Genomic DNA, 25,916 nt, shown 5'->3' with positions numbered 1-25,916 from the left:
CGGCCCGCATCGCATGCTCCGAGCCGACCCGGCAAGACACCTTTTGTTAAAAGCCGGGCTCCAAGGCCCAGCCCGGCTCAGCCTTGGCCCAAGCTCTGGCTTTGACTCTGGCTCTGCTGACCACGGCCCTGAGACTGCGATTGGGATTGCACCTGCTCGACTCGCAAGGCCACGTCGAGGGTTTCGGTGCCCCCGCCAACGCGGCTGCCGCGGATCGGCGCGGCGCCGAGATAGTCGAGGCCGACGGCGACGCGCACATGCGCCTCGGTCGCCGAGATGCCGTTGGCCGGGTCGAACCCGATCCAGCCGAGACCCGGCACCAATGATTCCGCCCAGGCATGCCCCGCCTCTTGGTCGTCGGCGCCGTCGTCGCGGCGGAAATAGCCGGAGACATAGCGCGACGGGATCTCCAGGTGCCGGGCGGCGGCGAGGAAGATGTGGGTGAGATCCTGGCACACGCCCTTCCCCCCCTCGAAGGATTGGGCGGCGGTGGTGCTGGCGCTGGTCGGGCCCGGCTCGAAGGTCACGGTGTCGTGAACAGCGGCGAGCAAGCGGTGCAGCAGCGGCAGCGCATCACGCTCCCCCCTGCCCGCAACCTTCTCCGCGAAGGCCTTGAGTTCCGGGCTTGCCTCGGTGAGCGGGGTGTCGCGCAGGTAGAACAGGTCAGGCAGGCGCTCGACCGCGCCGCGCACGACACCGCTGGTCTCGAAGGTCTCGATCTCGCCGGTCACCCGCACGGTGAGCGTGTCGGTGGGATCGTCGGCGGTGAACCAGTGGACGAGATTGCCGAACCCGTCCTCGCGGGCGGTGAGCCGTCCGTTGACGGAGGGCTCGATCCGCCACTCGCGCACGTGCTGACCGTCATGGTCGCGGGGCGTGAGCCGCAGGATCTGAATCAGGCCCCGCGCGGGCTGCTGGTAGGTATAGACCGTATCGTGGACGATCCGGATGCGCATGCCTTGATCCTGCCGGGATGAGTCCCGGCAAGCTAGGACACGCAACCCAGTTTGGAAATCGGCGGCCCTGCTCAAAGCGTTGGCAGAGCGGAATTTCCAGGCCGCTCGTTCGGTGCACTCCTCCCCAGGCGCGCGGATTCGAGGGCGTCTTCCCCCTTTCACCACGCTTCGGAACGAACCGGTCCGAAAACGGCGGCTCCCTGCCCTGCGCTCACATCATCTGGCGATGCGCCGCAGCGACCGGCGCCGGACCACCCGTCGAAGCGGCGTTGAGGCTCTGGACGAGGTCGTGCGCCTCCTGCTCGCTGGCGGCCGCCGGTGGCGAGCCCCACATGCTGGTGCCGTTGGGTTCGCGGATCAGCAAGATCGAGACCACGCCGATCACGCCCGCGATCATCAGATAGTAGGCGGGCCAGTTGAGGTCACCGGTATACGCGACGAGCGATCCGACGACGACCGACGTCGTTCCGGCGAACAGCGAGACGGACACGTTGAAGGAGATCGAGAGCCCGCTCGCCCGCAGGTTCGTGGGGAAGAGGGCCGGCAGGGTCGAGGGCATCGTGGCGCTGAAGCAGATCAGCAGCATCCCCATGATCAGCAGGCCGAGGAAGACCGCGGCCTCGCTCTGAGACCGGATCAGCAGGATCATCGGCAGGGCCAGGACGACGAGGCCGACCGCCCCGGCCAGAGCGAAGGGTTTCCGTCCGAACCGGTCGGACAGGCGGCCGATGAACGGGATCGACAGGAGCGCGAGCACCATCACCGCGATCTGCAGAACCTGAGACTCGGTGGGCGAGATGCCGCCGGCCTGCTGCATCATCGGCAAGGTCTGCGTGACGTAGGTCGGCATGTAGGAGGTCAGCATGTAGTTCGGCACGTTCCAGGCGAGCGCCAACCCCATGCAGACGAGGACGTAGGGCCAGAGGGCCAGGATATCCTTCGCGGTCTGTCCCGCGCGCAGGCGCTTCTCGCGATCCTCCGTCTCCTGCTCGAGCGCGGCGAAGGCGGGCGTCTCGGCAAGTTGCGAACGCAGGTAGACGCCGACGAGGCCGAGGGGCAGGGCCAGGAAGAAGGGTAGACGCCAGCCCCAGTCGAGCAATTGCTGCTCGGTCAGGGCGAGACCCGCCACGGTCACGACGATCGCGCCGAGCAGGTATCCGGTGAAGGTGCCGAACTCCAGCCAACTGCCGAGATAGCCGCGCCGCCGGTCGGGGGCGTACTCGGCGATGAAGGTCATGGCGCTGCCATACTCACCACCGGTGGAGAAGCCCTGGACCAGGCGGGCGACCAGCAGGAGAAGGGGTGCGGCAATGCCGATGCTGTCCTGGCTGGGGATGCAGCCGATCGCGAAGGTGCCGACGGCCATCAGGATCATCGTGGCCGCGAGAACCTTGTTGCGGCCGATCCGGTCGGCCAGAGGGCCGAAGAACATGCCGCCGAGCGGCCGGATCAGGAAGGCGACGGCAAACAGTCCGAAGGTCGCGATCTCCCCCATCGTGTGCGAGAGATTCGAGAAGAACACCTTCTGAATCGTCGGCTCGAAGAACGCATAGACGCCGAAATCATACCATTCGGCGACATTCCCGATCGAAGCCGCGGAGATCGCACGCCGGATCGTCGAAGGCTCGGTGACGGTACAGTCCGAGGCCTTCCAATCCGTCTCGGCATCAACATGCATCGACAGCATCGTTAGCGGATCTCCAAAGGGCCGGCCGAGCAGGACGAGATGGGGACAGAAGGTTTGCTGCGCGTATGCGCCGCCCGCTCACCACGCGCCGCAGCGGTCGAACGGGATCGGTTTCAGCCGGCGGACGGCTGGCGATCATCTCCCCAAAATGCGCGATCGATTATTTTCATTCTTCGGGGCCGTGCCGAGCGCCCGCTCAGGCTACGACCCGCGACAACTTTGATGGAGTATCGGTGCCGGACTTGCGATGAACCGACACATTTTTTCCAATTCGATGCGTCGAGGGGTGTTTTACTCGACAAACCCGATGTGCAGCGCAGCAATGTCGGCCGACATGTTCAGCCCTGCATGCATGGAAGCGGGTATCACGCATCATCGCGCGATGACGGGGCGCGGATAGCCGAATCGCCCGTGCATCGGCGGCAGCCTCGAACCCCGTTCGCCGGGATGATTTTGCGAGGCTTGGCGTTTCTTATGCCGAGGCGCCACGCGATGGCCTCAGGCCAGTTTTCGAGTGCTTTCCCAAATCCGTTCGATGCCTTCGGGATGGCGGACTTGGACTTCGCGCAGGCACCGCGCGTTTGCCGATACGGCGCCCGCTTGATCGAAGCGGACGCCGTATCAGCCGGTCTCCCTCACACCAGATATTGATCGCTGATGGCCGCGCCGAGACTGTTGTTCTCGACGATGAAGCCCTGGATGAACTCGTGCAGGCCGGAGGCGAAGATGCGCTCGATGTCGGCGCTGCGGAGCTTGGCCCGCAGGTTGCTCGCCAGACGCTGGCTCTCGCCGCGGCGACCGTAGGCGTCGGCGATCAGATCGAGGTGCTCCACCAGCATCCGGTAGCAGCTCGCGAGCGAACGCGGCATCTCGGGGTTGAGGATCAGCAGGTCGGCGACGAGCACCGGCTTGATGCTCTCGCGGTAGACCCAGTGATAGGCGTTGAAGGCCGAGACCTCGCGCAGGATCGTCGTCCACTGGAAGTAGTCGAGCGAGCCGCCGACGCGCTCCGAGGCCGGCAGCAGGATCTGGTACTTCACGTCGAGGATACGCGCGGTGTTGTCCGCCCGCTCGATCGCCGTGCCGGTACGGGTGAACCAGTAGGCGTCGTTGCGCAGCATCGTCCGGTAGGCCGAGCCGTCGAAGGTCAGCGAGACCCGCTTCACCCAGTCGAGGAATTGCGTGAACTCGTCGCGCGAGAGGTCGCGCCCCTCGTAGGAACGCAGTTCGAGATAGGCGCCGTTGATCGTGTCCCACATCTCGGTGGTGAGCGCCGTGCGGATCGAGCGGGCGTTCTCCCGCGCCGTGGCGATGCAGGAGCGGATCGAGGACGGGTTGTGGGGCGAGAAGGCGAGGAAGTTGCAGACCGTGTGCTCGTTGACCGAATCGTAGAGGGTCTTGAACAGCTCGGGATCGCCCGCCGAGGACAGGGCCGAGGCCCACTCGTTCGAGGTGCGCCCGCCGTAGCTCGACGGCAGGGCGGCGAGCCGCAGGGCCGCGTCGAGGATGCGGGCCAGAAAATCCGCTCGCTCGGCGTAGCGCGAGAGCCAGTAGAGGTTGTCGGCAGTCCGGGACAGCATGGCGTCAGCTCGCGGGCGCGTTGGCGACCGGGACGGCAGATGCGCGGTGTTTCATCACCGACGCTGCCCGGCCCGCCTGAAGATTGTTTAAGAATCGGGCGAAGCGCTCAGGCATCGAGCACCCAGGTATCCTTGGTGCCGCCACCCTGGCTCGAATTGACCACGAGCGAGCCCTCTTTCAGCGCAACCCGCGTCAGGCCACCGGGCACGATGCGGATCTCGTCGGCGCCGGCCAGCACGAAGGGGCGCAGATCGACGTGGCGCGGGGCGACGCCGGAGGCGACGAAGGTCGGGCAAGTGGAGAGCGAGAGCGTTGGCTGGGCGATGAAGTTGTCGGGCGCGTGGCGAAGCTTCTTGGCGAACTCGTCGATCTCGCGCCGCGTCGCGTGCGGGCCCACCAGCATGCCGTAGCCGCCCGAGCCGTTGACCTCCTTCACCACGAGGTCCTTCAAGTTGTCCATGACGTAGGAGAAGGCGTCCTTCTCCCGGCAGCGATGGGTCGGCACGTTGTGCAGGATCGGGTCTTCGCCGGTGAAGAATCTCACGATTTCCGGCATGTAGCTGTAGACGGCCTTGTCGTCCGAGATGCCGGTGCCGACCGCGTTCGACAGCGTGACATTGCCCCGCTCGTACGCGTTCATCAGCCCCGGCACGCCGAGCACCGAATCCGGCCGGAACACCAGCGGATCGAGGAAATCGTCGTCGAGGCGGCGGTAGATCACGTCGACGCGCCGTGGCCCCTCGGTCGTGCGCATGTAGACGACCTCGTCCTTGGTGAAGAGGTCGCCCGCCTCCACCAGCTCGACGCCGAGTTTGTCGGCGAGGAACGAGTGCTCGTAGAAGGCCGAGTTGTAGCGGCCAGGTGTCAGCAGCACGACCGTCGGATCGCGCGTCGCGGAAGCCGGAGCCAGGCTGCGCAGGGTCGCGAGCAGGGCGTCGGGATAGTTCTCGACCGGGGCGACGCGGTGACGCGAGAACAGCTCGGGGAAGAGCCGCATCATCACCTCGCGGTTCTCCAGCATGTAGGAGACGCCGGACGGGGTGCGGGCGTTGTCTTCCAGCACGAAGAAGTCGTTCTCACCGGTCCGCACGATGTCGATGCCGGCGATGTGGACGTAGAGGTCGTGCGGCACGTCGAAGGCGCGCATCTCCATGCGGTAATGCGGGTTGCGGTAGACGAGGTCGGGCGGGATGATCCCGGCCTTGATGCATTCCTCGGCGCCGTAGATGTCGTTGATGAAGGCGTTCAGCGCCGTCACCCGCTGCTTGAGGCCCCGCTCCAGGAAATCCCATTCGGGCTTCGTCAGCACCCTCGGGATGATGTCGAACGGGATCAGCCGCTCGGTCGATTCGTTGGCGCCGTAGACCGCGAAGGTGATGCCGATGCGTCGGAACAGCATCTCGGCTTGGCTGCGGCGGGTGTTGAAATGCTCCGGCGGCGTCTTGTCGAGCCAGGCCTTGAGGATGTCATAGGCCTCGCGCACGGCCGCCGGCTCCAGCTGGCCCGCCCCGCCCCCGTTCATCTCATCGAACGCCGTGTGCGCCATCCGCGCGATTCCCCCTGATGTCTCGTCCTGCCGGAGCAAGAGGCAGGCCACGCGGCGGGTCGCCTGCCAGCCCTGAAACTGTCTCTTCCCCGGCTGCCGCGGCACAAGGCGCCGCGGGCAGAAGATCGCCTTGCGCCCTCGTCGATGCGAGCGACACGGGGCGACCCTCCGGTCGATGTAGCGGACGACCCGCGCAAGCCTATCCCTGGAAGCGACGCTCCGCTGAAGGTTTGTGCAACCCGTCAGGGAAATTTCTACGGGCACACCCGAGCCCTCGGACGCCTCAGATCAGCTTGAGCGCTTTGAGGCTGGCATGACCGTCACGGCCGAGGATGACGTGGTCATGCACCACGATGCCGAGGGGACCGAGTGCCGAGACGATCTCCCGCGTCATGCGGATGTCGGCCTTCGAGGGCGTCGGATCGCCGGACGGATGGTTGTGGGCGAGGATGATCGCGGTGGAGGCGAGTTCGAGCGCCCGGCGCGCCACCTCGCGGGGGTAGACCGGCGTATGATCGACGGTGCCGCGGCCCTGCACCTCGTCGGCGAGGAGGTGGTTGCGCCGGTCGAGGAACAGCACCCGGAACTCTTCGCGGCCTGAAAAGGCCATGGTGGAGCGAAGATACTCGATGAGGGCGCTCCACGAAGAGAGCAGCGGGCGGGCGGCGATGGCGCCACGGGCCAGCCGCCGGCCGGCGGCCTCGATGAGTTTCAGGTCGGCGGCGACGCCGGCGCTGACACCCTCCACCTCCAAGAGCCGGGCAGGCTCGGCGCTGACGACCTCGGCGAACGAGCCGAACCGGTGGATCAGAGCCTTGGCGAGCGGCTTCACGTCCCGCCGCGGAATCGAGCGGAACAAGGTGAGTTCGAGCAGTTCGTAATCGGCCAACGCCTCGGCACCGACTTGCGCGAAGCGGGCGCGCAGGCGCTCGCGGTGGCCGTGATAGTGCGGCGCCTCCTCGGCGGGCGCGGGAGCGGTCGCCTCGGCAAAGCCCGGTAGAGCAGGCGGTTCGGCCGTCCGGCGGGCCATCTCCCGGCGGGCCGTCAGTCGGCCTGCGCGCCGTGCGAATCGAGACCGTGCGGCTTGGGCTGGTCGAGGCCCTTGGGCGAGAGGGTGAAGATCTCGTAGCCGTCTTCCGTCACCGCCACCGTATGCTCGAACTGCGCCGAGAGGGAGCGGTCGCGGGTCACGGCGGTCCAGCCGTCGGAGAGCACCTTCACCGCCGGACGCCCGAGATTGATCATCGGCTCGATGGTGAAGAATTGGCCGGCCTTGAGCGGCACGTCGTAGCTCGCCTCGACGTAGTGCAGGATGGTCGGCGCGTCGTGGTAGACGCGGCCCAGACCGTGACCGCAGAAATCGCGCACCACCGCGCAGCGCTCGGCCTCGGCGTAGGTCTGGATTGCGCGGCCGATGTCATTGGTGGAGCCGCCCGGCTTCACCGCGCGGATGCCGCGCATCAGCGCCTCGTAGGTGATCTCGCACAGGCGCTGCGCCTTGCGCGGCACCTCGCCGATATAGGCCATGCGGCTCGAATCCCCGTGCCAGCCGTCGAGGATCAGGCAGCAATCGAGGTTGACGATGTCGCCCTCGCGCAGGGGCTTGTCGTTGGGGATGCCGTGGCAGACAACGTGGTTGATCGAGGTGCAGATCGACTTGCGGTAGCCGCGGTAGAACAGCGAGGCCGGATAGGCGCCGTGATCCATGCCGAACTCGAAGGCGAGCCGGTCGAGATGCTCCGTGGTCACGCCGGGCTGGGCGGCCTCAACCAGGAGATCGAGCGCCTCCGCGGTCAGGCGACCGGCGCGGCGCATCCCCTCGAACCCCTCCGGCCCGTGGATCGGCGGCTCCGGGGCGCGGCGCCCGCCTTCGGCGACGGCTTGCTCTTCACGGCTCATGGGGATCGGGCGCTTAGCGAGGGACGTTCGAGGCGGATGCCCTCGTCTTACGCCGCCCCAGGGCCGGCGCCAACCCGAGCGCGCCCGAGCATGAATGCCTTTGGCGCTGTTTGATTGGCCCGACCGCACCTTGGTTCGTTCCGGACCGAGCTAGCGGGGCGGCCAATTGGGAGGCACATCAAATTAGCGTACCTTGTCGAACGATGCGTTTCGTCATCGGTACAAAGCCCTCGGCTTGTCCGAGGAGGACCGGCGCATCCCTCGTCAGTCGTATCCATCCCGTCGACGAATAGAACCCTTCGGTATCCGACGCCGCGCTGACGAGCAGCCTGCCGAGGCCAAGCGCTCTCGCGTAATCCGCCACCATCGCGTCGAGCACGCGGCCATGCCCGTTCCTGCGAAGGGGGGCCGTGATGGCCACGAGCCTGACGATCCCTGTCCCGTTCCCGAGGTCGTCGAGGCGCGTGGTGCCGATGCCCGCCTCATCCCGCATCAAGAGCAGAGCGTGGTGATTCGGAAAAAGCTCCTCAGGCCGGGCATCGTCATAACCAACCCGTCCCCTTTCCTCCCACAACGAGGAGCGGCGAATGGCATGGTAGACCTGCCGATCGGACGCTTCGGCAACGCGAACAAGAGAATACCGCATCGGGCCCGCGCCTCCCGCGAATGGCCGCCGCCTCGCAGGCGCGGGTCGTTCAGACCGTCGGCAGGTCGAAGCGGGACCCTAGGCGTGCGGCCCCGAACGCGCTAGACCACGGCCTCCGTTTCAGGGACGTGCAATGGCTGACAAGGCGGTTCCCCACTTCCACAATCAGGCCGGCGTGACCGTGATCGCGGTGGGCTCGAAGGAATTCATGTGCATCGGGGCGCTGCCGCCCTTCGATCATCCGCACGTCTTCCTCGACATGGGCAGCGAGACCGAGATCATCTGCCAGTACTGCTCGACCCTGTTCCGCTACGACCCGAAGCTGAAGCCGGGAACGGCGGAGCCGGCCGGGTGCGTGTGGCACGACGAGACGCCGGAAAAGACGTCCAAGGCGGCCTGACCGGACCGGGCCGTCCGTGGCGGCGCTCTCCATCGTCATCGTCGGCGCCGGGATCGGCGGGCTCACCGCCGCGCTTTCCCTCGCCAACGCCGGCCATACCGTCACGCTGATCGAGCGCCGCACCGGATTCTCCGAGGTCGGCGCCGGCCTCCAGCTCTCGCCGAACGCCAGCGCGGTGCTGATCGGCCTCGGGCTCGGCGCGGCCCTGCGCCGGGCGAGTGACGAGCCGCCGGGCGTCACCGTGCGCGCGCTGACGACTGGCCGCGTCGTCGGCGGCATCCGCCTCGGCGCGAGTATCCGCGAGCGTCACGGCGCACCCTACTACGTCCTGCATCGCGCCGACCTGCAGACGATCCTGCTCGATGCGGTGCGCGGGCGCCCCGGCATCCGCCTCTGCGTCGGGCGCGAGATCTCGGGCCTGAGCGAGACCGGGGACGGCGTCAGCCTGACGGTGCGCAGCATCGACGGCGACCGCACCGAGACCCTGAACGCCGACCTCGTCATCGGCGCCGACGGGGTGCGCTCCAGCCTGCGGCAGCATTTCGACACACGCCCGCTGCGGCTCCACCGCCAAGCGGCGTGGCGGGCGGTGATCCCGCGTGAAGCCGCGCCGGAGGCACTTCAGGGCGCCGAGACGGGGCTCTGGCTCGGGCACCGGCGCCATGTCGTCCATTATCCGATCAACGGCGGCAAGCGGCTCAACGTGGTGGCGATCGTCCCCGAGCGCGAGGGTGACGAGGATTGGGGCCGGATCGGCGACCCGGCCGTCCTGCGCGACCATTTTCCCGATGCGGCGCCGCCGTTGACGGAGTTGCTGACCCTGCCCGATAGCTGGGTGGTGTGGTCGCTGGTGGACCGGCCGGCGGTGCGGCCGATGGCACGGGGCCGGATCGCGCTTCTGGGCGATGCCGCCCATCCGGTGCTGCCGTTCCTGGCCCAGGGCGCGGCGCTCGCCATCGAGGATGCCGCGGTTCTGGCGGCGAGCCTGTCCGGCCCAGCGAGCGTGCCCGAAGCGTTGGCGGCGTACGCTTCGGCGCGCCAATCCCGCGTTCGCGCGGTGCAGCGGGCCGCCCGCCGCAACGGGCGCTTCTACCATGCCGGCCGGCTGATCGGCTTTGCCCGGGACACGGTGATGCGCCGCACCGGCCCCGAGGGCATGAGCGCGCGTTACGCCTGGGTCTACGGCTGGCACCCACCCGCTTGATCTGGCCTCACCGGACCGCTACCGCTGCACCGATGCGGACGTGGCGAAACCGGTAGACGCACGAGACTTAAAATCTTGCGGCCGCAAGGCTGTGCGGGTTCGAGTCCCGCCGTCCGCACCAAGAATTTGAAATTGCAAATCGTGTCAGAAGGAGACTGACACACAGGCGGTCTCGGCGCCCTGAAGGCATCCGAGAAGTGCCGGGAGCGGCATCGCCCCCGACACGCTCAACCTCGATTATCGGGCCGGACGCTCACGGACGGTCCGCTCTTCGCGCCGCTCGATACGCTCCTCGCGGCGTGGATCGGGATCGACCCCGAGCACACCGCCGACGGTGCCGGTCGCGGCCCCGACAGCACCACCCACGACACCGCCGACCGGGCCGGCGGCACGGTTGCCGTCTTCGACGCCGCGTTCGGCGCCGCGAATGGTCCCTTGAGCCTGGGCTGTCGCCGACAGAGCGAGCGGGGACAGAACGAGGGCAGAGGCGAGCAATAGCCGCTTCATGGAGTTGGCTCCTGGAATCGGTGCGCCGGCGGTAAGCCGCGCTTCACAGGGCTAACGGCCGAGAGCGGCGATTGGTGCCGAACACCGGGATCGACCGTCCCCCTACGGCCTCCGCAACGAGGCGCCCTACGGCTTCCGCTTGATGACGTTCTTGGCTCCGGATGCCGTCACTTCGGGGTTCGGGGCGCCCTCGCTGCGCGTCCACTCCACGACATGGTCCGCGCCGTTCACCTGTAGCTGCGTGGGTCCGGCGAGGACGAGCGAGACGCGATTGTTGGCACCCGACGTATCCAGTTTACCGGGGGCGCTGCCGCCGCCCAGCGTCGCCGTGACGATGTTCTGCGTCACACTGACTGTCACATCCTGGGCCCGGCCGCCCTGCACCGTGTTGTCCATGCCGGAGACGAAGAGCGCCCGTCCCTCTTCGAAACTCACCTTGTGCTTCGACCCGTGCACGGAGATGAGCCCGCATCGTCCGGTCAACGCGATCTCATTCTCCGCGCCATAGACCCCTACGTCCTTCCCGTGACAGTCTACATCGCGACTGATCCCGACGCCTTCGATGGTCAGTTCATCGGCTTGTGCGATGCCCAAGGGAACCATCGCCGCAGCGAGGATCAGGGGTAGAAGACGCGGCATCGAACCATCCTAGGCATTGTTCGGGATGCCGTAGAGAGCAAACCAGTCAAGCCACGTCAAACGGTCGCGTTGAGGATGCGTCCGGGCTGTCAGGCTGCATGTCCTTCATTCCGGCGGCGAGGTGGATTGAGCTTTCACGGGATCCGCCCCGGCACGATGGGCCGCATCCTGAAGGGCCGCGCGGGCCCAGTGATCCGCTTCAACGGGCGGCAGGAGCGGGGTTCGGCTGCGGATTGCCGGAATTCTGGGCCTCGGGAGACGGCACCGGCTGCTGTTGTGGCGGGCTTCCCGGCTGTCCCTCGTTGAGGGTTTGGTTGGCCTCGGTCTGGAGCTTGTCGGCGGTCTGTTGGCTGATGAGCCCGTAGGAGACGGCCGCGGCGAGCGCCACGGCGATGACGGCGCCGAGCAGGGTTCTCTTGAGCTTGTCCGGCATCGGCGGCGGCCCTCCCATCGGCGCGGCGGTGAGCGCGCCCTCTCGGCGAGAGAACAGGAGGCGGGACGATGCGTTCCGGTTGTCGCGATGGCGGATCGGCACCGGACCTCAGAGGGCTGGATCGAACACCCGCAAGACACGGCCAGAGGCCGGAATTCGAAGCTATTTCGCCGTAAAACTCAGGACTTCGGCAAATTTTTTCGGCGGCTCACACAGGACTATCTTTATGTGCCTCAAAAGCGCAGGATGATCTCACCATCGGAAGAGCAATCCTCAGGCTCCGATGGCTGAGGACATATGTGTCCCCGCCTGGATCACACAGGCGGAGATCATGACCAATCTTATTCAAATGAGCGAACACGGCGGCGCGTCGTCGTCCTATCGTCTCTATGATGTCGGAAGCACCGGTGCCGAAGGGCCCGGACGCTTTATTCGCGCTAGGACCGACCCTGAAGCGAAGGCGCATGCCTTGGCGCTCCTCAACGATCATCCCATCGAACTTTGGGACAGGACGCGCTTCATCGCTCGCTACTGGCCGGGAAATCTTCCGATGGCGGTCTCGGTAAAGGCTTCTCACTAGCCGAGGCACGCCTTTCTACCGCACGTGAACCCGAAGGAGCCATCGACATGGCCACCGAGAAGAAACGCGGCAATCGCGAAACGAAGAAGCCGAAGAAGTCGGCCACCAAGGTGATCGCGGCTGCACCCTCCACCAAAAACCTCGTCTCCGCGGCTGTGAAATCCGCCGGCCGCTGATCTTTCGATCCACACGCCATGGTGCGTCCCTAAAGGACGAAGGCGTGTGGGTAGGCTGCTCGATACTGATCCTCGGCGATCCAACACGTTGTCGTCGCGAGACCATCGTCCTGGATATCGGATCCAGGACGATGGTCTATCCCCTTGTTAGTGCATCGTCTTTTTCCAAAATCCGGCGGCCACCTTTCGGGACGAAGGTTTAGAGCCGTATTCGACCTGATTGCATCAGGCCGGCGTCTCTCGATTCTTGTTTTGAAGCGCATTCTTTCGGCGAACCGGTTCCCACTTCGTCGGAATGCGCTCTCCACAGCGCTCGGCCCGTCCGGGCTCGACGCGGCCGGTCAAGCCGTGCAAGCCTTGGCCGGTGTCGATCACCAAGCCCGAACTTTCCGCGTTGCTTGCCAGCGCGCATCGCGTGCCGGAGCGTGAGCGCATCGTGGGGTTCCTGCGCGACCCAGCGACTGAGATCATCGATAACCCGTTCTCGGCCACCCGCGCCGCTGCGGCGCGCAACACCTGGGCCGGTCGGGGTTTCGACTTCCGCGTCATGGGCATTGAGGCCGCCGGCCTGTCGGATCTGCTGAGCGCGCTGGCCGAACTTCCGGCCTCGGAACCGCTCGTCGAGGAAGTCGCCCGCTCCGGTCCGCACACCGCGTCGATCGTGCTGAGTGGGGACCGCAGCCGCATCGTCGGCGTGGCCCTCTACGGCAAGCCCGGCACCGCGCTCCCACGCTTCGTCGCACGCCGCCCCCGCCGCCGCGCCGCGGCCTCGACCCAGCTCGACCTGTTCGCCGATGCGGGGTGAGGCGCCCACGCTCCCGCAGCTTCGCTGAAAGTCGGTTCGCCCGCCCGATCCCGGCCGAAGCGTCAACCCGTCATCCGCGGACGCGGGACCGGCCCAACTCCTCTGCCCGGCGACGCTTTGCGCGAGGACCCCGCGCCTGCAAGCGAGAACGGCCGCCGGAACCGGTGAGCGGCCACCAGGACAACTCCCATCAGCGTCCCGGCCAGCACGTCCGGCCCGTAATGTCCGCCCGCGCCGAGCGTGGCGACGATGATCGCGGCGTTGAGGAGAAGCGCGAGCAGCCCGATCACCGGCACCGGGGCGAGCGCCCAGGCGGTGAGGACCGCGAGGCAGGCGTGGAACGAGGGGAAGGTGACGAGGCCGCGGATCTCCGAGAGCGCGATCGTCGGCAGCGTTCCGTCGCGCAGGGCATACAGCGCGTCGAGATGCCAGAGGGCGCCGACCGTTTCGAGATGCCCCTGCGGATAGGCGTGCGGCTCGTAATAGGCGTAGGGACCGATCGCGGGAAACAAGGCCGAGACCGCGATGGAGGCGAGCAGCGCGAGGCTGAACAGGCGGGCATAGGCCCAGAGCCGCGCGACCCGTGACACCGCACTCAAGGCGATGACGACGAGCCCAACCTGAGGTCCGCTGGAATGGTAGGCCAGCGCCAACCACCAGGACAGGTGCGGATGCGCGGCAAGACCGCCGACCCAGCCACGCCAATCGAAGCCCATGGCCGCCTCGACCCGCGCGAGGGCGGGATCGGCGAACGGCAGCGCCAGGGTGGCTCCCAGATAATGCAGCACAGCTGCCGCCGTGGTGAAGGCGGCCAGATAGGCGCTCGACAGGGCCATGGCCCGCAGCTTGGGCTCCGGCTTGACGGCACTGAACAGGAGGGCAAGCCCGAGCAGGACGGTCACCGAACCAAGCACCGCGAACAGGCCTGTCCAAGCGACGCCGATCCCGACGATCGCAAGCCAGAGGGCGTCGAGGAGAGTCAGGACGCCGACGAGGGACCAGAACCAGGGGCCGGGCGCCGCGAGTCCCGCACTCAGCCGTCGGAGACGCGGGCCGTCCGATGCGTCGCACGGTGTGTCGGCCCGCGCGTCAGCCTTGCGTGAGCCGGCCCATCGTTCCTCGTCGAGCAGCATCCGTCGGTCGTTCCTCTCACCCGGCAACATTCGGCCGGCCCCGGACGGGAAGACGCGGCAGCGCGCGTTTTGTTCGGCTGGCCAGCGAGTTCAGGCGGAGGGGATGACGGCGCGAACCTCGGCGCCGGCCTGCCGGTTCGCGTTCGCGGCGGGCATGAAACTCTCGACCCGGTTGCGGCCCTCGTTCTTGGCCGCATAAAGCGCGAAATCGGCAGCCTTCAACAGGTCGCAGGCCTGAATGCCGAAATCGCGTGTCCGCCCCCGCGCGGCGGTGGTGCCGACGCTCACGGTGACCGGCGTCCCCGCAGGCAGGCCGGGATGGCGGATGGCGAGATCCGTGACGGCCGCACGGATCGCCTCACCGGCCGACCGCGCCGCGGACGGTTCGGCGTCCGGCAACAGGGCCACGAACTCCTCCCCGCCGTAGCGTGCGGCCAGACCGCCACGGGCCGCGATGGAGGCCTGTAGCGCCCCCGCCACCGCCACAAGGCAAAGGTCTCCCTCCGCGTGCCCGGCGGTGTCGTTCAGGAGCTTGAAATGATCGAGGTCGATGAGGATGACGCCGAGCCACGCATCCCGCTCGCCGGCGAGGGCCCATGCCGCCTCCAGGCGCTCCGAGAAGTGGCGACGGTTGGACAGGGCCGTGAGTGAGTCGGTTTCCGAGAGCGTGGTGAGGCGCGCATTGGCGCGGGCGAGCGCCTCGCCCTGAAGCTTTACCCGCAAGCCGATGAGGAAGGTTTTCCGGGCCTCCCATTCCCGCGAGTAGCAGAGCTTCAGCGGCACCAGGATCAGCCCGGAAACCAGCAGGGGAAGGCCGTTGCGCTCCGCGTTACACAGTCCGAACGCCAGAACGAGGCCGCCATAGAGGGCGAACGAGGCACCGCAGAACCACAGGCAGTGCCGGAACGGCATCGGCGCGATCAGCCCCACCACCAGCGGAACGATGGTGGCGATGATGATGTAGACGTCAGCATGCGGTGCGGGCGCGAGACGGGCGCTGTTGAGGACGACGACGATATCGACGAGCGCCGTGGCGAGGACGGCCGCGGAGATCCGCACCATCGTCGGCCGTCCCCGCAGGGAGACGATCGCCGCCAGCGCCACCGGGCAGAAGACGCCGAGCGTCATGGCCAGGGGCACGACGAACCCCTCAGGACCGAAGACTTCGCGGTCCATGACAAGGGAAAGGACGTTGAACAGAGTGAAGACAGCGAGCCAGGACTGCACGTAGCGTCCGCACTGCCGGTCGGTCTCGGCACGGTACTGCGCTTCGAGCGCGTCCGGAAACTTGAGCCGGTACCAGGGGCGGCTCAGGCCGGCTTCGATCGGCTGTAGCATCGATGCGCCAAGTCAAGCCTCTGCTGCGCAAGTGTTAGCGTACCGGAACGCAGTTTCTCAATGCTTAATGCCGGCCGGGGAGGAGACGGCCGGCTTCATCCGAGCGGCGATGACACTGGGTCCCCCGCCGCTCCGTAGCCGCGCTTGGCCGCTTCCCGGTTGACGATGCCGAAGCGGAGGACCGTCTCCTCCAGGTAATCGACCGCCCTGACGAGTTGGCGGCGCGCCCGGTCCCACTCCTCCGCCTCGGCATCGCCGGAGGTCTCGGCCAGGGTGACGGAGGCGATCAGCACACGGTCGCGCTCATCCTCGATCCGCCGGTCGCGCTCGACATGGCCCCGCACGTCGGCATCGAAGGATGCGATGACCGCCCAGGGGAAGTCGTCCTTCCGTCCACGCGCCGGAAAGGCGGCCGCGAGCCGCCGGGCCTCACCGGCGGCCCCGCGCACGAGATCCGCCAAGCTCACCGCCATCGTCCGACCCTCCTCGCCCCGAGGTCGGCACGACGCCTCACCCCTGCTCGGGCAAACGTCTGCCGCGACGATCCCGTTCGAAGGCGAGGATACGGGTGACGCCCCGACGCACCGTCTGGATCGCGCCCCCTCTCCGTGTGCCGGCATCCGATGCTTGGCGGACAGCAAGCCGGCGCAGGATGGGACCACCCTCTACGCTTGCCTCTACGCTTGCCTCTACGCTTGCGCCCGCCGAACGGTTTGGGGGCATCGCCGCCCGGTGGGCGCAAGCGACCGGGAGGCCAGCCTACCGGCGCGGCAAGGATAGGGCCGGCGTGCCGTTCCGACAGGGGGCAGCCGGCATGCGCGTTGGCGAGTGCGTCGGAACGGCCGTTCTTGGTTAAGGAACCTGAAACGGGCCCTGCGGCGACGGGCGCGGCACCGGCATGTCGCCGCGGCATGCTACCGGCCACGAAAAGGGCATAAGCCATGCTTTAGGTCGTCCGACAGACGCTCGCTTCCCTGTCGAAGCCCTTCGGGGCGGGAGGGATCGGGCATTTCGTCCATCACGTGAGCGACAGACACGTGAGCGTCTTCGGCAAAGCAATCGCCGACGCCTCCTCAGGGGATTCCTCCGCGAGCAGAGCGTCGAAAACCCATGGTGTATCGATGAGACGAACGGGATTTCTCGCTCTTAGCGTCATCGTCCTCGCCGCATTCGGCGCCGGAGACATCGGCGCGGGCCATGCCAGCGAAAGCGTGAGCGGTCGGCCGCGGATCCTGAACGGCGATACGCTGGTCGTCAGCGGACGTGTCGTCGGCCTCTACGGCGTGGCGGCACCTGGCCTCAAACAGTCCTGCCTCAACGCCAAGGGCCACGGCTATGCCTGCGGCGCCCACTCGGCCAACGCGCTGGCCGCCCACCTGAAGGATGCCACCGTCACCTGCCAGATCCGCGAAACGGACAGTTACGGCCGCGCGCTCTCCATCTGCCACCGGGACAAGGAAGACCTGAGCGCCTGGATGGCGGAGAAGGGCCTCGCCATGGCCGAGCGCAACCAGCGGGCCGCCTATGTCGGCGCCGAGACGGTTGCCTGGGGCAAGCGTCTCGGTCTGTGGGCGGGCTCCTTCGAGGATCCGACCGGACGGCCGCGGACGAACTACTCTAAGGCCAACACCGTAGCCGACGCACAGCCCGAGATGCACTGAAAAGAGCCCCCGATTCGCCCCCGAAGCGGGACGGCTTCGGCGCGGCGCCTGGACCGGTCCGGTTGCAGGCATGGGCCGACAACGGTGTGCATCCGCACGGAAGCGGTGGCCGTCCGGTCGCCGCGCCGCTTGCGACCGGCTCGGTCCGGTGCCACCTAGGTGTCTCCGGGCGCGCGGACGGTGCGGCGGGGGCGTGGCCTCGGTGATACCCCCGAGGAACCCCCTTCGGCCTCGTCCTCCGCGCAAAGCTGCGGCCTCGCGTCCGCACGTTCCGGCGGCCTGCGCCAGGGAGTGATGAGAAGCCATGCGTTGCCCGATCGCCGTCTCCGCCTTCCTGCTTTCCGGCCTCTTGCTCTCCGCTCCCGTCCTCGCTCAGGACGCGGGTAACCATCGGCTCACTCCGACCGGCCGTACCGTCACCGCGACCGGACAGACCAAGCCGCCGCCGCCGGCGCTGACACAGGGCGACATCTCGCCCGTCTCCCAGGAACAGATGCTCAAGGCCCAGCGCGCCGCGCAGGCGCGCGACAAGGCTTGGGACGCCAAGATGAACAAGACCATGGGCTCGATCTGCAAGGGCTGCTGACCGGCCCGGCTCGATCCCTGAGGGACGGCGAAGGACGACGCTCCGGCCGCATTTCGACGACACCGGCGCTCAGCCGTAAAATCCTTCGTGCGCCCCTCCCTCCAGCGGTCGGCCGGCGCGAATTCACCCGGCTTAGGCTTGCACAGCGCACGCGTCCGTAGTATCGGGCACGCCTTCGCGACAGTCCTTGGGGTGCTCGCATCCCTTCGTACGCGGTGACCGCGCCGGCGTTCCAACGCCGATAGCGCGGTCTCTTACATGAGCCGGGGACTTCAAATCCCCATCAGGCGTCGTCCGCCGGGCAATACCGTCCGTGTGCGGAAACCCGCCTGAAACAAGGAAAGGTCACTCCCGTGATCCAGATGCAGACGAATCTGGACGTCGCCGACAATTCGGGTGCGCGCCGCGTGATGTGCATCAAGGTACTCGGCGGGTCGAAGCGCAAGTATGCCGGCGTCGGCGACATCATCGTCGTCTCCGTCAAGGAGGCGATCCCGCGCGGCCGCGTGAAGAAGGGCGACGTCATGAAGGCGGTCGTCGTGCGCACCGCCAAGGACGTGAAGCGCGCCGATGGTTCGGTGATCCGCTTCGACAAGAACGCCGCCGTTCTGATCAACAATCAGAAGGAGCCGGTCGGCACCCGTATCTTCGGACCGGTGCCGCGCGAGCTGCGCGCGCGCAACCACATGAAGATCATCTCGCTCGCTCCTGAGGTGCTGTGATGGCCGCCAAGATCAAGAAGGGCGACACGGTCGTCGTTCTCACCGGTCGCGACGCGGGTCGCTCCGGCGAGGTCACCCAGGTCATGCCGAAGGACGGCAAGGCCTTCGTGCGCGGGATCAATCTGGTCAAGAAGCACCAGAAGCAGACCCAGAACGAAGAGGGCGGCATCATCTCCAAGGAGGCTGCGATCCAGCTCTCCAACCTCGCGTTCCAGGACGTGAACGGCAAGCCGACCCGCGTGGGTTTCCGCATCCTCGAAGACGGCCGCAAGGTCCGCTTCGCCAAGACCACGGGGGATCAGATCGATGGCTGAGGCCGACAAGAACGCCTACATCCCGCGTCTGCGTAAGCATTACGACGAGGTTGTGCGGCAGAAGCTGATCGAGCAGTTCGGGTACGCGAACCCGATGCAGGTCCCGCAGATCGAGAAGATCGTCATCAACATGGGCGTCGGCGAGTCCACTGCGGACTCGAAGAAGGCCACCGTTGCGGCGGGCGACCTCGCGCTCATCGCCGGCCAGAAGCCGGTCATCACCCGCGCCCGCAAGGCGATCGCGACCTTCAAGGTCCGCGAAGGCATGCCGATCGGCTGCAAGGTGACCCTTCGCAAGGCCCGCATGTACGAGTTCATGGATCGTCTCGTCACGATCGCGCTGCCGCGCGTCCGCGACTTCCGCGGCCTGAACCCGCGTTCCTTCGACGGCCGTGGCAACTACGCCATGGGCCTCAAGGAGCACCTCGTGTTCCCGGAAATCTCCTACGACAAGGCGGAGCAGACCTGGGGCATGGACATCGTCGTCCAGACGAGCGCCACCACGGACGAAGAGGCCAAGGCTCTCCTCGCCCATTTCAAGTTCCCGTTCCGGCAGTAAGCGACGGCTTTCGTCGCTTAGACGCGGACACTGGAGAAAGACATGGCTAAGAAAAGCTCAGTCGAGAAGAACAACCACCGCAAGGATCTGGTGAAGCGCTTCGCCGAGAAGCGCAAAGCCCTCCTCGCCATCGCCAACGACGAGTCCCGCGAGATGGAGGAGCGCTTCGAGGCGCGCCTGAAGCTCGCGGAACTGCCGCGCAACTCGTCGGCCACCCGCATCCGCAACCGCTGCGAGATGACCGGCCGTCCGCGGGCCTACTACCGCAAGCTCGGCATCTCACGCGTGGCTCTGCGCGAGCTCGGCAACCGGGGCCTCATCCCCGGCCTCGTGAAGTCCAGCTGGTAAGGGGAGGCATCCATGGTGAACGATCCCGTGGGTGATATGCTCACCCGCATCCGCAACGGCCAGAGCCGTCGCCGCAACGTCGTCCAGACCCCCGGCTCGCGCCTGCGCGCCTCGGTTCTCGACGTGCTGAAGTCCGAGGGCTACATCCGCGACTACGCGGTGCAGGACCTCGGCAACGGCCGCACCGAGTTCCAGATCGAACTCAAGTACTACGACGGTCGCCCGGTCATCCGGGAGATCAAGCGGGTGTCGAAGCCCGGCCGCCGTGTCTACTCGTCGGTTGGCGAGTTGCCGCGCGTCGCCGACGGCCTCGGCGTCACCATCATCTCGACCCCGCAGGGCGTCATGGCCGATCACGTTGCGCGCGAGCGTAACGTCGGCGGTGAAGTGCTCTGCAAGGTGTTCTGATCCGGAGGACAGCGACATGTCTCGCGTAGGCAAGAAGCCCGTCCCCGTCCCGTCTGGCGTCACCGCCACGGTCACGGGTCAGACGGTGAAGATGAAGGGCTCGAAGGGCGAACTCCAGTTCGTCGTCCCGTCCCAGGTGGTCGTCGAGTTCAAGGACGGCGCCGTCTCGGTGCAGCCCAAGGACCAGTCGAAGCAGGCCCGCTCCCTGTGGGGCACCTCGCGCGCCCAGGTGGCGAACCTCGTCGAGGGCGTCTCCAAGGGCTTCGAGAAGAAGCTGGAGATCACGGGCGTCGGTTACCGCGCCGCGATGGCCGGCAAGGCGCTCAAGCTCTCGCTCGGCTACAGCCACGACATCGAATACGAGATCCCGGCCGGCATCACGATCGTGACGCCCAAGCCCACGGAGATCGTGGTGTCGGGCATCGACCGGCAGCGCGTCGGTCAGGTGGCGGCAGAGATTCGCGAGTATCGCGGTCCCGAGCCCTATAAGGGCAAGGGCGTGAAGTACGCTGGCGAGTTCATCTTCCGCAAGGAAGGCAAGAAGAAGTAAGGGGGGCGATCATGTCGAACAAGAACGAAGCCCTCCTGCGTCGCAAGGCGCGGGTCCGTCGGGCCCTCAAAGCTGCCGCCAACGGCCGTCCGCGGTTGTCGGTGTTCCGCTCGTCCAAGCAGATCTACGTCCAGGTCATCGACGACGCCGCGGGCCGCACGCTCGCTTCCGCGTCGAGCCTGGAGAAGGATCTCAAGGCCAGCCTCAAGACCGGTGCCGACAAGGCGGCGGCCGAGGCGGTCGGCAAGCTCGTCGCCGAGCGGGCCAAGGCTGCGGGCGTCACCAAGGTCGTCTTCGACCGCTCGGGCTACATCTTCCACGGTCGCGTTAAGGCTCTCGCCGACGCCGCCCGTGAGGGTGGCCTGGACTTCTAAGACGCCGCGTTCCCTCCCCCTCGTGGGGAGGGGACCCATCGAGCGAGCGGGTCTTTGCGATCCGCGTCAGTGAGATCATAGGAATCAGATATGGCACGTGAACGCGAGGGTCGTCGCCGCGACGACCGCGAGGAGCGCGACAGCGAGTTCGTGGACAAGCTCGTCCACATCAACCGCGTCGCTAAGGTGGTGAAGGGTGGCCGTCGCTTCGGCTTCGCGGCGCTCGTCGTCGTCGGCGACCAGAAGGGCCGCGTCGGCTTCGGCCACGGCAAGGCCCGTGAGGTGCCGGAGGCGATCCGCAAGGCAACCGAGGCCGCCAAGCGCGGTCTGATCCGGGTGTCGCTGCGCGAGGGCCGTACCCTCCACCACGACGTCAACGGCCGCCACGGCGCCGGCAAGGTGATCCTCCGCGCTGCTCCGCAGGGCACGGGGATCATCGCCGGCGGCCCGATGCGCGCCGTGTTCGAGACGCTCGGCATGCAGGACGTCGTCGCCAAGTCGCTCGGCTCGTCCAACCCCTACAACCTCGTGCGCGCCACCTTCGACGCGCTCAAGAACGAGGACAGCCCGCGCTCGGTCGCGGCCCGTCGCGGTCTCAAGGTGTCGGCCCTCCAGGCCCGTCGCCGTGACGCCGACCCGGCCGACACCTCCGAAGCGGCCGTCGCGTAAGGGAGGGCAGCATGGCAACCAAGACTGTCCGCATCGAGCAGATCGGCTCGCCGATCCGCCGCGAAGCCTCCCAGCGTGCGACGCTGGTCGGCCTCAAGCTGAACAAGCTGCACCGCGTTTCCGAGCTGGAGGACACTCCCTCGGTGCGCGGAATGATCCGCAAGGTCGCGCACCTCGTGCGCGTCCTCGACGACGCCGCGGCGTGAGGAGGGCTTACCCATGAAGCTCAACGAGATCCGCGACAACGAAGGCGCGACCAAGAACCGGATGCGCGTCGGCCGGGGCATCGGCTCCGGCAAGGGCAAGACCGCCGGCCGCGGCGTGAAGGGTCAGAAGGCCCGGACCGGCGTGTCCATCAAGGGCTTCGAGGGCGGCCAGATGCCGTTGCATCGTCGCCTGCCCAAGCGCGGCTTCAACAACATCCACGCCCATGACCTGAACGAGGTGAACCTCGGCCGGGTGCAGCAGGCGGTGGATGCCGGCAAGCTCGACGCGAACGCTGCCGTCACGGTCGATGCGCTGGTCAAGGCCGGCATCATCGCCCGCGCCCGCGACGGCGTGAAGCTGCTCGGTGTCGGCGAGCTGACCGCCAAGCTCAGCTTCGAGGTCACCCGCGCCTCCAAGTCGGCCATCGAGGCCGTCGAGAAGGCCGGCGGTTCGGTGACCACGACCTTCGCTGCCGGCGTCGCCCATCGCGGCGCGGCGGAAGGCGCTGTTGCGTCGGCCTGACGCCACGATTAAGTCGAACGCCGAAGCGGCGGCCCGTGCTCGCACGCGGCCGCCGCTTTCGCTTTCAGGGACCGTTCGAGACGCGTCCCGACGGCAATTCCTGGGATACGAGACATGGCCTCAGCCGCCGAACAGCTTGCCGCGAACCTGAATTTCGGCGCCATCGCCAAGGCCGACGAGCTTAAGAAGCGCATCTGGTTCACCCTGGGCGCGCTCATCGTCTTCCGGCTCGGCACCTACATCCCGATCCCGGGCATCGATCCCGAGCAATTTGCGCGGAACTTCCAGAACCAAGCCGGCGGCGTGCTCGGCATGTTCAACATGTTCTCCGGCGGTGCCGTCGAGCGCATGGCGGTCTTCGCGCTCAACATCATGCCCTACATCTCGGCCTCGATCATCGTTCAGCTCCTCACCTCGGTCGTGCCGACCCTGGAGGCGCTGAAGAAGGAGGGCGAATCGGGCCGCAAGGTCATCAACCAGTACACCCGCTACCTCACGGTGGTGCTGGCGCTGGTCCAGTCCTGGGGCATCGCCTTCGGCCTTCAGGGCTCGAATGCGGTCATTACGCCCGGCCCGTTCTTCATCCTCTCCACCGTCGTGACGCTGACCGGCGGCACGCTGTTCCTGATGTGGATCGGCGAGCAGATCACCTCGCGCGGCATCGGCAATGGATCCTCGCTCATCATCTTCGCCGGCATCGTCGCCCACCTTCCGGCCTCGATCTTCGGCGCGCTCGAACTTACCCGCACCGGCGCGCTCTCGCCCGCCATCCTGCTCGGCGCGGGCTTGGCGGCAGTCGCGCTGATCTACTTCATCGTGTTCATGGAGCGCGCCCAGCGCCGGCTCCTGATCAACTACCCCAAGCGCCAGGTCGGCAATCGCATGTACGAGGGCCAGTCCTCGTTCCTGCCGCTCAAGCTCAACACCTCGGGCGTGATCCCCCCGATCTTCGCCTCGTCGCTGCTGCTGCTGCCGACGACGGTGGCGAGCTTCTCGGCCAACCAGGGCTCGACCGGCATCCTCGGCACGCTGACGGCCTATCTCGGCCATGGCCGGCCTCTCTACATGGTCGCCTATGCCGGCCTGATCATCTTCTTCACGTTCTTCTACACGGCGATCGTCTTCAATCCGCAGGAGACGGCCGACAACCTGAAGAAACAGGGCGGCTTCATCCCTGGCATCCGTCCGGGCGAGCGGACCGCGGCCTTCATCGACAAGGTGCTGACGCGCATCACGGTGATCGGTGCGGCCTACCTCACCTTCGTCTGCCTCGTGCCGGAAATCGTGGCCTCCTACACCTCGGCGGCGCTCGGCTTCGGCGGAACCTCGCTGCTGATCGTGGTCTCGGTGACTATGGACACGGTGGCGCAGATCCACGGGCACCTGATGGCGCATCAGTACGAGGGTCTCGTGAAGAAGGCGAAGCTGCGCGGCGCCTCCACGACGCGCCGCCGCTGAGGCGCCCCGAGAGGCCCTCTTCGACAAAGGTTTGGTGGACGCGCAGTCCGGAATTGCGCATCACAGCGATATGACGACGGCGCGGCCTCAGGAAGGTGGGCGCGCCGCCCATGAAGAACGAGCCCGGCGCCGGGCCTTGAGGACGGGGAGACGCTATGCGGATCATTCTGCTCGGACCGCCGGGTGCGGGGAAGGGTACGCAGTCCGAGCGTATCGTGGAGCGCTACCGCGTTCCGCAGCTTTCGACAGGCGACATGCTGCGCGCCGCCGTCGCCGCTGAGACGCCGGTGGGACTGGAAGCGAAGGCGATCATGGAAAGCGGCGGCCTCGTGTCCGATGCGATCGTGGTCGGCATCGTCGCCGACCGCATCGAAGAAGCCGACGCGAAGAACGGCTTCATCCTTGACGGCTTTCCCCGCACGGTCGAGCAGGCCAAGGCCCTGGACGCCATGCTGGCGGAGAAGGGTATCGCTCTCGACGCGGTGGTGGAGTTCGTCGTCGATGAGACCGCTCTCGTTGGCCGCATCGCCAAGCGCGCCGAGGAGACCGCCGCCCGCGGCCAGCCGGTGCGCAAGGACGACACGCCGGAGGTCTTCAAGACCCGGCTCGACGCTTACCGGAAGCAGACCGCGCCCCTCTCCGATTACTATGCCGGCACCGGGCTGCTGCGGAAGATCGACGGCATGAAGCCGATCGATACGGTGACCGGGGATGTGACCAGCCTTCTCGATGGATTCCGCGAGACGGCCTCTTCCTGAGACGCCGCCGCGGCGCAGAGTTTGCAGCCCGCCTCCGTTTCGACGGGGCGGGCTTTTTCATGCGTCGCCGAGGGTACGGCGAGGCGTGGAGCGCAATCCGGTTTTCAAAGCGTTGACAAGCCGCCCGGCGCGCGCTAGGCGGACCCCCTTCGTCCAAGCGGGATGTGGTTCGGGGCGCCTCATGGAGCGCGCTTTCGGGCCGATTTGTCGTTCTGGGCGGCGCGCAGGGGCCGGCCTCCACCGGACGCGCGCTTTCATCCGCCGAGGCGTGGCCGACCGGGTCCGCCACATGGAGAGAACATCTTGGCTCGTATCGCCGGCGTCAACATCCCGACCGCCAAGCGCGTCGTCATCGCGCTCCAGTACATCCACGGCATCGGCCCGAAGAAGGCCGAGGAGATCACCGAGAAGGTCGGCATCCCGGCTGAGCGTCGCGTGAACCAGCTCACCGACGCCGAGGTGCTTCAGATCCGCGAAGCCATCGACCGCGACTACATCGTCGAGGGCGACCTGCGCCGCGAAGTCTCGATGAACATCAAGCGCCTGATGGATCTCGGCTGCTACCGCGGCCTGCGTCACCGCAAGCAGCTCCCGGTTCGCGGCCAGCGCACCCACACCAACGCCCGCACCCGCAAGGGCAAGGCGAAGCCGATCGCCGGCAAGAAGAAGTAATTTTTTGGCATTCGGAGGCCGTGCTTCGCTCGGTCTCCTTCGCGTCGCGCCGGGTGTCCCGTTTCGGGGGCCGGCGTGGCGGACCGGTCGTCCAAGGCCGCGCCGCCAAATCCCAAAAGAATCCCGAGCGCCTGGAAGTACGGGCGTGATTGAAGGACGAAAGCGAAAAGATGGCTAAGGAACCGACCCGCGTCCGCCGGCGCGAACGTAAGAACATCGTCTCGGGCGTGGCGCACGTCGCCGCCTCGTTCAACAACACGATGATCACCATCACCGACGCGCAGGGCAACACGATTTCGTGGTCGTCGGCCGGCGCGATGGGTTTCAAGGGCTCGCGCAAGTCGACCCCGTACGCCGCCCAGGTCGCGGCCGAGGACGCGGCCCGCAAGGCCTCCGAGCATGGCATGCGCACCCTCGAGGTCGAAGTCTCCGGCCCCGGTTCGGGCCGTGAGTCGGCTTTGCGCGCGCTTCAGGCCGCGGGCTTCACCGTGACCTCGATCCGCGACGTCACCTCGATCCCCCACAACGGCTGCCGGCCGCGCAAGCGCCGCCGCGTCTGATCGCACGACACCAGAGCA

The 25,916-nt window shown here is 67.1% G+C and carries 34 protein-coding genes and 1 tRNA gene; 22 read left to right on the top strand and 13 right to left on the bottom strand.

The genetic code is table 11. The features are described from left to right. Positions 1-77: 77 nt before the first annotated feature. The 7 genes from MKK50_RS09650 to MKK50_RS09620 all read right to left on the bottom strand — a co-directional run bounded on the left by MKK50_RS09650 (position 78) and on the right by MKK50_RS09620 (position 8,315). A complete protein-coding gene (locus MKK50_RS09650) occupies positions 78-956 on the bottom strand; it encodes a transglutaminase family protein (protein WP_253372714.1) in 879 nt (292 codons plus the stop codon). A 211-nt stretch (positions 957-1,167) separates the two neighbouring features. Then, on the bottom strand, positions 1,168-2,643 hold the full coding sequence (locus tag MKK50_RS09645) for an MFS transporter (protein WP_499021890.1): 1,476 nt from the start codon (positions 2,641-2,643) through the stop codon (positions 1,168-1,170). Positions 2,644-3,278: 635 nt separating this feature from the next. Further along, positions 3,279-4,223, bottom strand: coding sequence for an alpha-E domain-containing protein (locus tag MKK50_RS09640; protein WP_253372718.1), 945 nt, complete (start codon positions 4,221-4,223; stop codon positions 3,279-3,281). Between the two features lie 107 nt (positions 4,224-4,330). Continuing rightward, positions 4,331-5,770 (bottom strand): circularly permuted type 2 ATP-grasp protein, encoded by a 1,440-nt coding sequence (locus MKK50_RS09635; protein ID WP_499021888.1) that lies wholly within the window; start codon positions 5,768-5,770, stop codon positions 4,331-4,333. Between the two features lie 283 nt (positions 5,771-6,053). Continuing rightward, complete coding sequence (gene radC, locus MKK50_RS09630; RefSeq protein ID WP_499021886.1) at positions 6,054-6,800, bottom strand: RadC family protein; 747 nt, start codon at positions 6,798-6,800, stop codon at positions 6,054-6,056. A gap of 14 nt (positions 6,801-6,814) precedes the next feature. Continuing rightward, complete coding sequence (map, locus tag MKK50_RS09625; protein WP_499021885.1) at positions 6,815-7,669, bottom strand: type I methionyl aminopeptidase; 855 nt, start codon at positions 7,667-7,669, stop codon at positions 6,815-6,817. 178 nt (positions 7,670-7,847) lie between these two features. Then, positions 7,848-8,315: a GNAT family N-acetyltransferase gene (locus tag MKK50_RS09620; protein WP_499021884.1), complete on the bottom strand. Its 468-nt coding sequence runs from the start codon at positions 8,313-8,315 to the stop codon at positions 7,848-7,850. 133 nt (positions 8,316-8,448) lie between these two features. Here MKK50_RS09620 and MKK50_RS09615 point away from each other — a divergent pair, with 133 nt between their 5' ends. From MKK50_RS09615 to MKK50_RS09605, 3 genes are all read left to right on the top strand, one after another. Then, positions 8,449-8,715 carry a zinc-finger domain-containing protein gene (locus MKK50_RS09615; RefSeq protein ID WP_253372728.1) on the top strand — a complete coding sequence of 89 codons (267 nt, stop codon included), beginning with the start codon at positions 8,449-8,451 and terminating at the stop codon, positions 8,713-8,715. A gap of 16 nt (positions 8,716-8,731) precedes the next feature. Next, on the top strand, positions 8,732-9,919 hold the full coding sequence (locus tag MKK50_RS09610; protein ID WP_499021882.1) for an FAD-dependent oxidoreductase: 1,188 nt from the start codon (positions 8,732-8,734) through the stop codon (positions 9,917-9,919). A 34-nt stretch (positions 9,920-9,953) separates the two neighbouring features. Next, positions 9,954-10,040: transfer RNA gene (locus MKK50_RS09605), tRNA-Leu, on the top strand. Between the two features lie 116 nt (positions 10,041-10,156). Here the strand turns inward: MKK50_RS09605 and MKK50_RS09600 are convergent. The 3 genes from MKK50_RS09600 to MKK50_RS09590 all read right to left on the bottom strand — a co-directional run bounded on the left by MKK50_RS09600 (position 10,157) and on the right by MKK50_RS09590 (position 11,498). Next, positions 10,157-10,426 (bottom strand): hypothetical protein, encoded by a 270-nt coding sequence (locus tag MKK50_RS09600; RefSeq protein WP_253372732.1) that lies wholly within the window; start codon positions 10,424-10,426, stop codon positions 10,157-10,159. A 126-nt stretch (positions 10,427-10,552) separates the two neighbouring features. After that, entirely contained in the window at positions 10,553-11,065 is a 513-nt protein-coding gene (locus MKK50_RS09595) for a DUF3060 domain-containing protein (protein ID WP_499021880.1), read from the bottom strand. Between the two features lie 199 nt (positions 11,066-11,264). Further along, entirely contained in the window at positions 11,265-11,498 is a 234-nt protein-coding gene (locus tag MKK50_RS09590) for a hypothetical protein (protein ID WP_499021879.1), read from the bottom strand. 331 nt (positions 11,499-11,829) lie between these two features. Here MKK50_RS09590 and MKK50_RS09585 point away from each other — a divergent pair, with 331 nt between their 5' ends. The 3 genes from MKK50_RS09585 to MKK50_RS09575 all read left to right on the top strand — a co-directional run bounded on the left by MKK50_RS09585 (position 11,830) and on the right by MKK50_RS09575 (position 13,059). Further along, positions 11,830-12,078, top strand: a complete 249-nt coding sequence (locus MKK50_RS09585) for a hypothetical protein (protein ID WP_253372737.1) — start codon at positions 11,830-11,832, stop codon at positions 12,076-12,078. Between the two features lie 47 nt (positions 12,079-12,125). Continuing rightward, positions 12,126-12,254 carry a hypothetical protein gene (locus tag MKK50_RS09580; RefSeq protein WP_301288606.1) on the top strand — a complete coding sequence of 43 codons (129 nt, stop codon included), beginning with the start codon at positions 12,126-12,128 and terminating at the stop codon, positions 12,252-12,254. Positions 12,255-12,618: 364 nt separating this feature from the next. Then, positions 12,619-13,059 carry a hypothetical protein gene (locus MKK50_RS09575; protein ID WP_499021876.1) on the top strand — a complete coding sequence of 147 codons (441 nt, stop codon included), beginning with the start codon at positions 12,619-12,621 and terminating at the stop codon, positions 13,057-13,059. Between the two features lie 62 nt (positions 13,060-13,121). On the opposite strand, the gene MKK50_RS09570 is transcribed toward MKK50_RS09575, so the two are convergent. From MKK50_RS09570 to MKK50_RS09560, 3 genes are all read right to left on the bottom strand, one after another. Further along, on the bottom strand, positions 13,122-14,192 hold the full coding sequence (locus MKK50_RS09570) for a phosphatase PAP2 family protein (protein ID WP_499021875.1): 1,071 nt from the start codon (positions 14,190-14,192) through the stop codon (positions 13,122-13,124). Between the two features lie 90 nt (positions 14,193-14,282). Beyond that, on the bottom strand, positions 14,283-15,530 hold the full coding sequence (locus tag MKK50_RS09565; RefSeq protein WP_499021874.1) for a GGDEF domain-containing protein: 1,248 nt from the start codon (positions 15,528-15,530) through the stop codon (positions 14,283-14,285). A 95-nt stretch (positions 15,531-15,625) separates the two neighbouring features. After that, positions 15,626-16,003: a hypothetical protein gene (locus MKK50_RS09560; RefSeq protein WP_499021873.1), complete on the bottom strand. Its 378-nt coding sequence runs from the start codon at positions 16,001-16,003 to the stop codon at positions 15,626-15,628. Positions 16,004-16,651: 648 nt separating this feature from the next. Here MKK50_RS09560 and MKK50_RS09555 point away from each other — a divergent pair. The 16 genes from MKK50_RS09555 to rpsK all read left to right on the top strand — a co-directional run bounded on the left by MKK50_RS09555 (position 16,652) and on the right by rpsK (position 25,898). Further along, the gene (locus MKK50_RS09555) at positions 16,652-17,191 is read left to right on the top strand and encodes a thermonuclease family protein (RefSeq protein ID WP_499021872.1); all 540 of its coding nucleotides are present in this window, start codon (positions 16,652-16,654) and stop codon (positions 17,189-17,191) included. A 304-nt stretch (positions 17,192-17,495) separates the two neighbouring features. Next, complete coding sequence (locus MKK50_RS09550) at positions 17,496-17,777, top strand: hypothetical protein (protein ID WP_499021870.1); 282 nt, start codon at positions 17,496-17,498, stop codon at positions 17,775-17,777. Between the two features lie 353 nt (positions 17,778-18,130). After that, the gene (rplN, locus tag MKK50_RS09545; protein WP_012253654.1) at positions 18,131-18,499 is read left to right on the top strand and encodes a 50S ribosomal protein L14; all 369 of its coding nucleotides are present in this window, start codon (positions 18,131-18,133) and stop codon (positions 18,497-18,499) included. Continuing rightward, positions 18,499-18,813, top strand: a complete 315-nt coding sequence (rplX, locus tag MKK50_RS09540) for a 50S ribosomal protein L24 (RefSeq protein WP_253372751.1) — start codon at positions 18,499-18,501, stop codon at positions 18,811-18,813. Before rplN ends, rplX begins: the two co-directional genes overlap by 1 nt. Then, positions 18,806-19,372 (top strand): 50S ribosomal protein L5, encoded by a 567-nt coding sequence (rplE, locus tag MKK50_RS09535; protein ID WP_003597142.1) that lies wholly within the window; start codon positions 18,806-18,808, stop codon positions 19,370-19,372. The genes rplX and rplE overlap by 8 nt, the downstream gene beginning before the upstream one ends. 42 nt (positions 19,373-19,414) lie before the next feature. Continuing rightward, positions 19,415-19,720 (top strand): 30S ribosomal protein S14, encoded by a 306-nt coding sequence (gene rpsN / locus MKK50_RS09530; protein ID WP_003597141.1) that lies wholly within the window; start codon positions 19,415-19,417, stop codon positions 19,718-19,720. 12 nt (positions 19,721-19,732) lie between these two features. Continuing rightward, complete coding sequence (rpsH, locus tag MKK50_RS09525; protein ID WP_003597138.1) at positions 19,733-20,128, top strand: 30S ribosomal protein S8; 396 nt, start codon at positions 19,733-19,735, stop codon at positions 20,126-20,128. A gap of 16 nt (positions 20,129-20,144) precedes the next feature. Next, positions 20,145-20,678 carry a 50S ribosomal protein L6 gene (gene rplF / locus MKK50_RS09520; RefSeq protein WP_253372753.1) on the top strand — a complete coding sequence of 178 codons (534 nt, stop codon included), beginning with the start codon at positions 20,145-20,147 and terminating at the stop codon, positions 20,676-20,678. Between the two features lie 11 nt (positions 20,679-20,689). Continuing rightward, positions 20,690-21,052: a 50S ribosomal protein L18 gene (gene rplR, locus MKK50_RS09515; RefSeq protein WP_253372755.1), complete on the top strand. Its 363-nt coding sequence runs from the start codon at positions 20,690-20,692 to the stop codon at positions 21,050-21,052. Between the two features lie 90 nt (positions 21,053-21,142). Beyond that, positions 21,143-21,721 (top strand): 30S ribosomal protein S5, encoded by a 579-nt coding sequence (gene rpsE / locus MKK50_RS09510; protein ID WP_012253652.1) that lies wholly within the window; start codon positions 21,143-21,145, stop codon positions 21,719-21,721. A gap of 11 nt (positions 21,722-21,732) precedes the next feature. Continuing rightward, entirely contained in the window at positions 21,733-21,927 is a 195-nt protein-coding gene (gene rpmD / locus MKK50_RS09505; protein ID WP_012253651.1) for a 50S ribosomal protein L30, read from the top strand. 13 nt (positions 21,928-21,940) lie between these two features. Then, a complete protein-coding gene (gene rplO, locus MKK50_RS09500) occupies positions 21,941-22,450 on the top strand; it encodes a 50S ribosomal protein L15 (RefSeq protein WP_253372757.1) in 510 nt (169 codons plus the stop codon). A 114-nt stretch (positions 22,451-22,564) separates the two neighbouring features. Beyond that, the gene (gene secY, locus MKK50_RS09495; protein WP_056198873.1) at positions 22,565-23,908 is read left to right on the top strand and encodes a preprotein translocase subunit SecY; all 1,344 of its coding nucleotides are present in this window, start codon (positions 22,565-22,567) and stop codon (positions 23,906-23,908) included. A gap of 155 nt (positions 23,909-24,063) precedes the next feature. Next, positions 24,064-24,666: an adenylate kinase gene (locus tag MKK50_RS09490; RefSeq protein ID WP_499021866.1), complete on the top strand. Its 603-nt coding sequence runs from the start codon at positions 24,064-24,066 to the stop codon at positions 24,664-24,666. Between the two features lie 303 nt (positions 24,667-24,969). Continuing rightward, positions 24,970-25,338, top strand: coding sequence for a 30S ribosomal protein S13 (gene rpsM / locus MKK50_RS09485; RefSeq protein WP_003597120.1), 369 nt, complete (start codon positions 24,970-24,972; stop codon positions 25,336-25,338). A gap of 170 nt (positions 25,339-25,508) precedes the next feature. Continuing rightward, positions 25,509-25,898, top strand: a complete 390-nt coding sequence (gene rpsK, locus MKK50_RS09480; protein ID WP_003597118.1) for a 30S ribosomal protein S11 — start codon at positions 25,509-25,511, stop codon at positions 25,896-25,898. The last annotated feature ends 18 nt before the right edge of the window (positions 25,899-25,916 follow it).

The organism is Methylobacterium sp. J-043 (genome assembly GCF_022829505.1).
GTDB lineage: Bacteria > Pseudomonadota > Alphaproteobacteria > Rhizobiales > Beijerinckiaceae > Methylobacterium > Methylobacterium extorquens_A.
This window is presented reverse-complemented; position numbering and strand designations above follow the sequence as displayed.